The sequence below is a fragment of the Vibrio sp. 10N.222.48.A3 genome, assembly GCF_041475345.1.
GTDB lineage: Bacteria > Pseudomonadota > Gammaproteobacteria > Enterobacterales > Vibrionaceae > Vibrio > Vibrio tasmaniensis_A.
This window is the reverse complement of record NZ_JBFRVX010000780.1, coordinates 1-1,669: the sequence shown is the minus strand read 5'-3', so window position 1 is coordinate 1,669 and position 1,669 is coordinate 1. Positions and strand designations below refer to the sequence as shown.

Sequence of the window (1,669 nt, the reverse complement as noted above, 5' to 3'; positions counted from 1 at the left end):
ACATTGCTTGCATTCTGATCGAGTTCTTTCAACTTACAGGCCGTATCACGGATGTTTGTCGCAAGCTCTTCAATTTCTTTACTCGTTTTAAGAACCACTTGTGTTCCTGTTTGAGCACTAGAATTGGCTTTTTGAGCTTGAGAATCTGCATGCGATGCAAAGTTAACAACTTGTTCTATGAGGTCGATGATGTTATTGACCGCCTCGGTAACCTCTTCGATGTGATCACGTTGAGTGCTATTTAGAGCCAAGGTTTGATTCGACTCGCTACGAATCTTGTCGCTGACAACCTCAAGCTCGTGTCCAATGCTTAACGTACTCGCGATAATGCCTTGTAGCTTTTCAATGAATTGATTGAAACTCTCAACAAGCGTTGATATCTCATCTTTTCCTGCGTAGTCGATGCGTACCGTTAAGTCACCATCCCCAGTCGCAATCGCCTTCATCTTTTCTGTCACAAGCAATATTGAGCTAATAACCGATTTGAATATTGCGTAACCAACCGAAATCACAGAGATCAAAAAGAACACACCTAACCAAATAGATTGATTCGCAGCGTCGTTTGCGGCTTTTTCAGAGTGCAAGATAGTGTCTACGACCTTCTGACTCGCGGATGCACGTAACGTCTCGCTTAACGCAACTAATGAATCATATTCAGTGCTAAGTTGGTTCGCTCTGGAGGTCAGGCTCTCGAAAGAGTCATTGAGATTAATAAAATCTTCGCTCAGCGCGTACGCAGAATCCGTGTACCTTGCTAGTTGTTGTGACAGTTTATTAAAAGCTGTCGCTTGTGAAGGTAAAACATCGGCACCACGACTCGCTTCAACTTGCAGTTCAGAAGAAATTTGACGTGCAAAATCGAGAGCTTGCTCATCTTCCATCACGACAGCAGCTTCGAACTGTTGCTTCACGTTAGGTAAAAGAGAATATATTTTCGTCGCATGCTCAAGTGCAGGGTAGTAACTTGACTCTAACTGCTTTAGGCGCTGACTATTATCATTATGAATAAAGACATTTATTGAGATAATGGCAGCTAGGCTAAGAGATATTATTGAGAGCAGTACAATAAACTGTACTTTAATGTTGATATAGCGAGACAATAGCATAAGGTTTTTTCATTAGCGCTGGTTGTGGCTGATGGTAACGTTTGTTCATATTTAATAGCGAACACATTCACTAAACAAATTTACCGTTATGTTCAAAGCCCGCTTATTTAATTTCTTTAATTAAGTTCAGCTCTTTAATTTTGCTGTCCCAGTCTTCTTTCCACTCTAATAGTTTACGAGCAGGCATTGGACGAGCGATAAAATAGCCCTGAACCAATGTGTCGACATTACTGATTTCACGAATGTCCATCCAAAGAGAATGATCCTCAACCCCTTCAGCAACCGTACTCAGTTCTAATAAGTGAGCCAAGTAGAGAGTAGCGCGAACAATGGCATGGCTTGAACGACTGCTCTGAATGTTTTTCACAAAGTCGATATCCAGTTTCAGTGCTGAAAATGGCAGGTCATCTAATTGCTTGAGTGAAGAGTAACCTGTTCCAAAGTCGTCAATCGCCAGGGGAATACCACGCATGCATATCCTCGTGGTGGACGCTAAAGCAAGAGCGACACTTTCAACTAAATCAGATTCTGTTAATTCCAATTTTATCTGCTCTGTCTCAAGT

General features: G+C 41.8%; 2 protein-coding genes. Both read right to left on the bottom strand.

The window, feature by feature from the left end; all coding sequences use genetic code 11:
• Positions 1 to 1,106 (bottom strand): methyl-accepting chemotaxis protein (locus AB4653_RS19715; RefSeq protein ID WP_372105096.1); only part of this gene is annotated, 1,106 nt, incomplete at its 3' end.
• Positions 1,107 to 1,209: 103 nt separating this feature from the next.
• Positions 1,210 to 1,669 (bottom strand): EAL domain-containing protein (locus AB4653_RS19710; RefSeq protein WP_372105094.1); only part of this gene is annotated, 460 nt, incomplete at its 5' end.